Below are 8,221 nucleotides of genomic sequence, written 5' to 3'. Positions count from 1 at the left end.
GAATTTAATAAACTAAATGTAAATATAACACTGAAAACAACAATAATTTTAAGAAACTGAATTTTAGCGATTAAGAGGCCGATACATCCAATAATAAATAAAATTAGCAACATACGAAAATCAAAAAATAAAAAAGTAAGAGTCATACAAAATATAAATAAAGATAACTTAATTGCACCATCCATACGATGAAAATATGTATTATGCATACTCCTCCCTCCTATTAACCTCTATATAAAGTTTCACAAACATTTCTGGAGATGGAATTCCGCTTAATTTAGCAAGCTTTATTAATGAAATCTCCCGTAGATTGGCTCTTTGTAACGTTTCTTGATCTCCTAATACAGCAGATACAGTATTGTTCGCAATGATTTTCCCTTCATGCAGAACTACCGCTCGATTTGCGTATTCTAAAGCAAGATTCATATCGTGTGTGATAAAAATAAAGGATATGCCCTTTTCAGCCAATGTTCTTATAAACGACATAAACTGTTTGTAATGGTAGTAATCTTGCCCAGCTGTCGGCTCATCTAATATAATAAGTTTTGGGTTTGTTGTAAGTACAGAAGCAATAGTTAGTCTCTTTTTTTGCCCGTAGCTTAATGCCTGAATTGGCCAATTACGAAATGGGTATAATCCACAAATTTTCAAAACAACTTCCACTCTACTACTAATTTCTTCTTTAGAAACCTTTTTTAATTTTAATGTGAATGAAACCTCCTCTAAAACAGTACGTTGTGTAATCATATGATTTGGGTTTTGCATAACATACGAAATAACTTCGCCACGTTTACGGATAGACCACGTATTTATGTTTTCTCCAGCGAATGTAATTCTCCCATTTTTTGTTTTATTTATTCCTATTAGACTATGAGCTAATGTCGATTTACCTGCTCCATTATGACCCAATAATGCTACTATTTCACCTTCTCTTATTGAAAGGTTTATATCTTCTAATGCTGTATGTTTATTATTATACGAAAATGATAAATTTTCTATTTGACATACTTCTCTATTTTTATGTGTGTCTTCAAATGAAACTTGTTTCTGCATCCAATTCTTCATTACGCTATTAACTTTTTCATTACAAAGATTTTCAATTGGGAACAACAGGTTATTGTTATTGACAAAATTTAATTTCTTTAAAACTTCTATATAAATAGGTTCTCTTAGCCCGATATTTGGTAATATATTAGATGCTAATATTTTATCCGGTGAACCCATCGCAACAATTTCTCCTTCATCGATTAAAATAATTTTGTCTAAATCAAGGTTTAAAATTTCTTCTATTCGATGTTCAATAATTACAATTGTTTTATTATATTTCTCATGAATATCTTTAATGAGTTCTATAGTATTCAAACTACTTGCTGGATCTAAGTTAGCTAACGGTTCATCAAATAATAATATATCTGCATTTGTCGTTAGCAGACCTGCAAGAGAGACTGTCTGTTTTTGACCTCCTGATAATTCATGAGGGCTTTGTGCATGAAAATTCTGCATGTTTACTTTTTTTAAAGAATCATTAACAATTTTTTTCATTTCATTTTGATTTACACATTCGTTTTCTAATGAAAATGCTACATCTTCTTCGACAGTAAGACCAATAAATTGTGAATCTTGATCTTGTAATATTGTTCCTACATGTTTACTCTGTTCAAAAATACTTCCCTCTCTCGGATCCTTTCCAGCTATTAAAATATTACCCGTACTAATCCCTTCGTAAGAAAATGGGATTAGCCCATTAATACAATGAGCTAATGTTGACTTACCTGAACCACTTCTTCCAGCTAGTAGTACCTTTTCCCCTGGATATATATGAAATGTAATTTCTTTTAAAGTAGGCTGTGCGGCATGCCCATATTGAAAGGTAAATTGTTCAAAAGATATAATTGGTTGCATGTATACATCCCTACTTTTCAATTTTTAAATGTGTATGTTTCTTATTTGCTTTAGCTAGACCAATCGTGATTGGTAATCCAAGAACTAAAAATACGATAATGTCTGAAATGGTTGCTCCTAGTACTTGTATAACGATTTTGTCAAACGGTTCTCCCATCACAATAATATCGAATGCACCAGCAAATATAATGGCAATGACAATTCCAACTAACCCCGCTATTGCAAAATAAGAAATATCACGGTTATTATACGCTCCATTTTTTACACTGAAACCAGTTCTTTTTTGTATAAGACCCATTGAAAATCCGATAATCCCCGAACTAAACACCCATCCCCACCAAATACCCCAACCAGCGATTGTATCTGTAACGGTATGACCAATAAGCCCTATTAATAGTCCTGCTACTGGGCCAAATAACGCACCAAAAACTGTTAATATAGCCAATGCTGGTTTAATAAATGTATTGGGTGCGATAGAAAATCCCCAAAGCCCTAATACCCCGTATAAAGCTGCTCCAATTCCGATTGCTACTACTAGTTTTGTCGTTAATTTGTTCATTACAATTCTCCTCTCCTATTATCCCGCTTTTAATATTCTATATTTATTTTGAAAATGAATTATGCATCGACACTTCCTTTCTATACAACAAAAAATGACCCCTTAAATTAAGAGGTCATTTTCTTTCACGTACAAGAATCCTCTTATCTTTCAAAAGACATATAAATGTCCTCTGCGGAATTAGCACCTTCCTATGCATTTACATAGGGGTTGCTGAGGCTTCGTAGGGCCGTTCCCTCTACCTCTCTGGATAAGTATGTATTTGTAATCTGTATTATGGCACTAACAATTAAAAAATTCAACACTTTTCTTAATGTTTTTATTTTCCTATAAATAATTCATTTAAATCATTGTATTCTTATCGGAATTATGAAATAATGAATTCAAAATTGTTACGGGAGGAATACATGATGAAAGTTATTGGCCTAATTGGCGGACTAAGTTGGGAATCAACATCGTTATACTATAAACATATAAATACACTAACCCTCTCTCAATATGATCAAAATGCGAAGCTTGTTTTATATAGCATGGACTTTGGTGAGGTAACTACATTACTACAAAATCATCAATATGAAGAAGTGAAAAATGAATTAGTCACAGTAGCCAAAAAGGTAGAAAACTCCGGTGCTGAATGTTTACTAATGTGTTCAAATACGGTCCATTTATTTGCTGAGGAAGTAGAACAAGCAATATCAATCCCACTTCTTCATATCGGTGATGTAAGTGCTAAAGAAATGGTAGAACAGAATATAAAACGTATCGGACTATTAGGAACAAAACAAACGATGGAACAAGATTTCTATACATCACGACTAGCAAAATATAACATTGAGACAATTATCCCAAATGACGAAGAAAGAACTTTTATCCATCACGTCATATTAAACGAATTAAGTAGAGGCATTATTTCAGAAACTTCAAGGGAGAAACTAATACAAATTACCAATTCATTAATTCAAAACGGTGCGGAAGGTATATTACTAGGCTGTACTGAAATACCATTGCTTATTTCCCAAAATGACCTTACTGTTCCTGTTTTTGATACTGCTTTTTTACATGCAAATACTGCTGTACAATTTGCTGGATAATAATATAAAAGCATAAAGGTAGATCCTCTATGCTTTTATATTGTCCGAACTATTTATTTAAAAGAGCATCAATAACTGCAATGGCTCTTTCGGAACCACCACACTCTAAAAAACTTTCATTCAGTTTTCGAATGCCATGTTTATACTTTTTATTTGAAAGAACGTCTGTTACCGCCTCTTTTAAAGTTTGCACATTAACATGCTCTTTCAATAATCTATGTGCTGCCTCAAGCTCAGTTAATCTTTGCGCTATCATAGGTTGATCTTTATCATGCGGTATTATCACAAATGGGACATTGTAATAAATTGCATCGTGCACACTATTCATTCCACCATGTGTAATAAAAACATCTGCTTCACTTAATATTTCTGATTGAGGTACGTAAGGGGCTATAATAAAGTTGTCTGGCGCTTGCTTAATTTTTGAAATATCATTTCTATCACCGATCGCCATTACTACAATCCCTTCGAAATTTGAAAAAGCATCAATACAAGTATTAAAAAATGGTTCGAGCCCTTCAAGAAGTGTTCCCATTGAAATATAAATAACTTTCTTTTTTGAAAGCAATTCAAGTGGAAACTTTGCATTTGTTTTGCGCTTTATAATACTCGGTCCAATAAAAACATTGTTTTCTCCGAACGAATCGCTATTAGGTTGAAAATAACGACTTGTATACACGAGACTAATATCTCCCTTATTATGCATAAATTGAAGATTATTTTTGGGCTTTACTCCAAATTCATGTTCCATTTGATACAGTAACTTTTCAGAGAGTTCATCGGGTTGGAATTGTATTTCTGCATTTGGATGAAAAGGCAAGGTTTCCAATAATTCTGGTGGAATTAAAAATATAGGAGAGGAAACTATGCCTGGAACTTGTAAATATTCCTTTACTAACTCTCCGGCACCAAATATATCATAAACTACGAAATCAAAATTTATGCTTTTACATAATTCTTTCGTAATTTCTAATATATATAAAGAAGTTTGAACATGTACATGAAAGAAAGATTTTAATCCATATGAAGTTTCATTATCAATAGAAATCTCCTTTAATAAATCCGGATGAGTATGTACAATAGCCCCCAAAACTTCAATCCTTTCCTTAAAGTTTTCCGTTGTAATATAGTGTACGTTATCTCCTCTTTCAGTAAAGGCCTTTACTAAGCTTAATGTAGGATTTACATGTCCCTCTGCAGGAAAATTAACTATTAAAATATTCAACACGTATTTCTCACTCCTTACAATTCAATGTTCTTATTAATCGTACTGTTATTATTACAAGCAATCTTCCTCTAATAGTCCCAATATGCTTACTACTTTAGGTTGATAAATAATTATCAGTCATCGGAAAAGGCATCTACATAAGTAGATGCCTAACTGTGATAAGGAGTGTTCTGTGAGGTTAGGATAAGCTTTTCTGCTTGTCCTATGCTATCAATATATGAATTATTTTATAAAACGTGAATAGTTAATAGAATTATTTTAACCATTTTATTTGATCAAATGGATAATATACCATTTTCACTTTACCTATTACATGTGACTCATCGATAAGTCCAAGTGTATTCCTACTATCTTTACTATGATTTCGATTATCACCTAATACAAATAATTTAGGCGAGGGAACTTTCATTTCTCTAAAGTTTGAAAAACGATTTGATACTTGTGACATATCTAACTGTATATACAACTCATCTCGCTTTTTACCGTTAATATATACCATATCGTTTCTTAATTGTATGTTATCCCCTGGTAATCCAATAATTCGTTTCACGTAGTATGTAGGCTCGTCTTCTTTTTTTATTATTACAACATCACCATGATGAAAAGAAGAAAAATAGACACTAGCCTTATTAACTAGTATGCGATTATTTTCATTCAAAGTAGGTTGCATCGAAATTCCTTCTACCATACAAAATAAAAATGACTTATTAATAATAATAATTCCTATTATAATTAAAATATAGCTACATATTTTTCTCCAATCTTTTAGAATCAATTGCTTCATATATACCTCATTTCTAATCTATTCGTATGTAAAAACGTCTCTAGTTCATATAAATGCTAGAGACATTTCATATATTTTAATTCTCTTTAGAGTCATCTATTTTTGGTGCTTCGCCAGTTAATCGCTTATTTTTTAAATCAAAATAAGCATCTAAAACTTCTTTTCCAATATCAGAGTTAATACCAGACTTATCATTTATAACCCATGGTACTACAACGGAAAATGCTACTTCTGGATCATCATAAGGCGCATATCCCGCTAATGTTAAATTATAGCATTCTCTACGTTCACCTTTATCATTTCTGCCAATATTACTTTCTCCACCATATACAGTCTGTGCGGTTCCTGTTTTACCAGCAGGTTTATATGATGCTTTTTGAAACGCCCTTACTCCCGTTCCATCCCCTTCTTGGAAAACTCTTCTAAACCCTTCTTTTACTTGATTTATATAATCTTCTTTCATATCCACTCTATTTAAAACAACTGGTTCTATTGATTGCACCACTTTGCCGATTTCATCTTTCTGCACGGTTTGTTCTCTAATCTCTTGAACAATTTGTGGTTTCATACGATACCCACCATTTGCAATAGTAGAAATATATTGTGCAAGCTGAAGTGGTGTATACGTATCATACTGACCAATGGAAAAGTCTAATAAGAAACCAGGCTGATTATCTTTTCTCCCTATTTGTCCAGCTGTTTCATTCGGTAAATCAATGCCCGTTGGAACACCTAAACCGAATTGCCTGAAATAATATCTCATTTTATCAAAGTATTCTTGTTTAATATCTAGTGAACTATTTTTTACATAATCCACACCTGCAATTTTTAATGCTGTATTAAACATATAGACGTTAGAAGAAACTTGTAAAGCTCTTAGATCATCAATATTTCCGAATTCTTTCCAAGACTTTTTCTCCTTAGTTCCTTTGAATTTCATAGGTGCGTCATAAAAGTATGTACCTGGTGTTATAGCTTTTGTTTCAAACCCTGTTAACACTGTCGCACCTTTCACAGTTGATCCAAGCTCATATGAACTTGTCATCGTGCCTAAAGCGTAATCTTCAACTTCAGTTTTCCCGTCTTTTTCTACTAACTTTTTCCCAGCCATTGATAATACTTGACCATTTTTCGGATTCATCATTACAACAAAAGCACGGTCCAACATCGATTCTGAACCTTTGTATGCCTTTAATATTTTTTCTATGCTCTCTTCAACTTTTTTCTGTAATTCCATATCTATTGTTAAAGTTAAATTCTTGCCGCTTTTCCCTTCGGAAACTGTTTCCGTTCTAATCGTATTACCTTGTTTATCAGCAAGACTTCTTACTTCTTTCTTCGTACCATGAAGTACATCTTCATATTGTTGTTCGATGTAACTTTTCCCGACCCTGTCATTCCGGCTATAATCACGCACTAAATAATAATCTAATCGTTCACGTGGTAATCCTTCATCAGCATTCGAAACATTTCCAAGTACCGAGCGGAATAAACCATCATTAACATAGAAACGCTCCCAATCAACTGATGCATCTATCCCTGGGAGGTTTGCTAAGTTTTCACTAATCACAGTATATTCCTTTTCACTAACATCTTTTTTAATAATTTGAGGTGCCATTTGATAACCTGAAGTCATTTTACTTTTAATAGCCAACACTTCTATATCCTGAGCTGTTAATTCTTGAAGGTTTTTATCTGAAACTCGTTTTCTCTTTAACTCTTCAGTTTTTTTATCTAGCTCTTTTCCGGCAATATCATTTTCTCTAAACTTATCTATTTCTTTTTTAGATACTAAATTTTGAGCAACCTTTGGATTTAATTGTATCCAAAAATCTTTCTTATCTGTCTCGGTTAATTTATCTATATCGTCTTGCGGCATTTCAATTATTTCTGCAAGTTGTCTTGCAGTTTTTAGCATTTCTTCCGATTTTACACCTTTCACCTTTGTATATGTAATCGTACGTAAAGACTTATTGTCAACAACTGGATTACCTTCGCGGTCATAAATTTTCCCGCGTGGTACTGTAAGATTAACTGTTGCATTTTCCCTCTTCTCTACTTCATTTTTATATGTTTCTCCATCGAAAATTTGCACTTTACCTAACTGGATTATAATTCCAGAAAATAATAAAAATACACAAAAGAATAAAATATTTAACCGTATTGGTATTGGCCAACCGTTCTTCTTTTTTTGCTTTTTCACCTTGTTATAATCTCCTCCCTACATCACTTTCGTTTCATTCCTTACTATATGTAGTCTCCGTATAGTAAGGAATATTATTTTTTAAACATTACGTTGTATGAATATTAATATAATGTTTAAAACTTAATAGAAATTTAAGCAATGGTAAAGAAAAGGTAAAGTTTACTAAATAAAATTTAAAAATACACAATAACAAAGGGCTTAGTTTTCACTAAGCCCTTTGTTATTGCGTATTTAATTATTTACGAGTTATATAGAGCGTATTGTTACGGATCTATCTTCACTCTTTGATATGGACGGTTCATTTTGAAATTTTGGTAAGTAAATTGTTACAGTTGTCCCGACACCAACATCACTCATAATACTAATAGTCCCATGGTGACTTTCAATGATTTTATAACTTAGCATCAATCCGATTCCTGTTCCTTTTTCTTTCGTACTATAAAAAGGTTCA

General features: G+C 32.4%; 7 protein-coding genes, 1 pseudogene and 1 riboswitch. Of the genes and pseudogenes, 1 reads left to right on the top strand and 7 read right to left on the bottom strand.

Annotated features, from left to right (window positions below; all coding sequences use genetic code 11):
* From V7038_RS23410 to V7038_RS23400, 3 genes and pseudogenes are all read right to left on the bottom strand, one after another.
* Positions 1-209 (bottom strand): annotated as a pseudogene (locus tag V7038_RS23410) (energy-coupling factor transporter transmembrane protein EcfT); the annotation flags it as partial.
* Complete coding sequence (locus V7038_RS23405) at positions 202-1,902, bottom strand: DUF3744 domain-containing protein (RefSeq protein WP_070128417.1); 1,701 nt, start codon at positions 1,900-1,902, stop codon at positions 202-204. The gene V7038_RS23405 and the pseudogene V7038_RS23410, both read right to left, overlap by 8 nt.
* A gap of 10 nt (positions 1,903-1,912) precedes the next feature.
* Complete coding sequence (locus tag V7038_RS23400; RefSeq protein ID WP_002110194.1) at positions 1,913-2,461, bottom strand: ECF-type riboflavin transporter substrate-binding protein; 549 nt, start codon at positions 2,459-2,461, stop codon at positions 1,913-1,915.
* A gap of 140 nt (positions 2,462-2,601) precedes the next feature.
* Positions 2,602-2,718, bottom strand: a riboswitch (SAM riboswitch).
* 150 nt (positions 2,719-2,868) lie between these two features.
* Here V7038_RS23400 and V7038_RS23395 point away from each other — a divergent pair.
* Positions 2,869-3,552, top strand: a complete 684-nt coding sequence (locus tag V7038_RS23395; protein ID WP_002110195.1) for an aspartate/glutamate racemase family protein — start codon at positions 2,869-2,871, stop codon at positions 3,550-3,552.
* A 49-nt stretch (positions 3,553-3,601) separates the two neighbouring features.
* On the opposite strand, the gene V7038_RS23390 is transcribed toward V7038_RS23395, so the two are convergent.
* The 4 genes from V7038_RS23390 to V7038_RS23375 form a co-directional block, all read right to left on the bottom strand.
* Positions 3,602-4,780: a macrolide family glycosyltransferase gene (locus V7038_RS23390; RefSeq protein WP_335695691.1), complete on the bottom strand. Its 1,179-nt coding sequence runs from the start codon at positions 4,778-4,780 to the stop codon at positions 3,602-3,604.
* A gap of 253 nt (positions 4,781-5,033) precedes the next feature.
* Positions 5,034-5,564 (bottom strand): signal peptidase I, encoded by a 531-nt coding sequence (gene lepB, locus V7038_RS23385; protein WP_335695690.1) that lies wholly within the window; start codon positions 5,562-5,564, stop codon positions 5,034-5,036.
* 76 nt (positions 5,565-5,640) lie between these two features.
* Positions 5,641-7,767, bottom strand: a complete 2,127-nt coding sequence (locus V7038_RS23380) for a peptidoglycan D,D-transpeptidase FtsI family protein (protein WP_335695689.1) — start codon at positions 7,765-7,767, stop codon at positions 5,641-5,643.
* Positions 7,768-8,016: 249 nt separating this feature from the next.
* Positions 8,017-8,221: ATP-binding protein (locus V7038_RS23375; RefSeq protein WP_335695688.1), on the bottom strand; the 205-nt coding region annotated here is incomplete at its 5' end.

It is taken from the genome of Bacillus sp. JJ783 (assembly GCF_036963225.1).
GTDB classification, from domain to species: Bacteria; Bacillota; Bacilli; order Bacillales; family Bacillaceae_G; genus Bacillus_A; species Bacillus_A cereus_U.
This window is presented reverse-complemented; position numbering and strand designations above follow the sequence as displayed.

What these genes read in the sequence shown, in the direction of transcription:
- V7038_RS23395 (WP_002110195.1), top strand. Translation starts at nt 2,869, where the DNA reads ATGATGAAAGTTATTGGCCTAATTGGCGGACTAAGTTGGGAATCAACA.
- V7038_RS23405 (WP_070128417.1), bottom strand. Translation starts at nt 1,902, where the DNA reads ATGCAACCAATTATATCTTTTGAACAATTTACCTTTCAATATGGGCAT.
- V7038_RS23400 (WP_002110194.1), bottom strand. Translation starts at nt 2,461, where the DNA reads ATGAACAAATTAACGACAAAACTAGTAGTAGCAATCGGAATTGGAGCA.
- lepB (WP_335695690.1), bottom strand. Translation starts at nt 5,564, where the DNA reads ATGAAGCAATTGATTCTAAAAGATTGGAGAAAAATATGTAGCTATATT.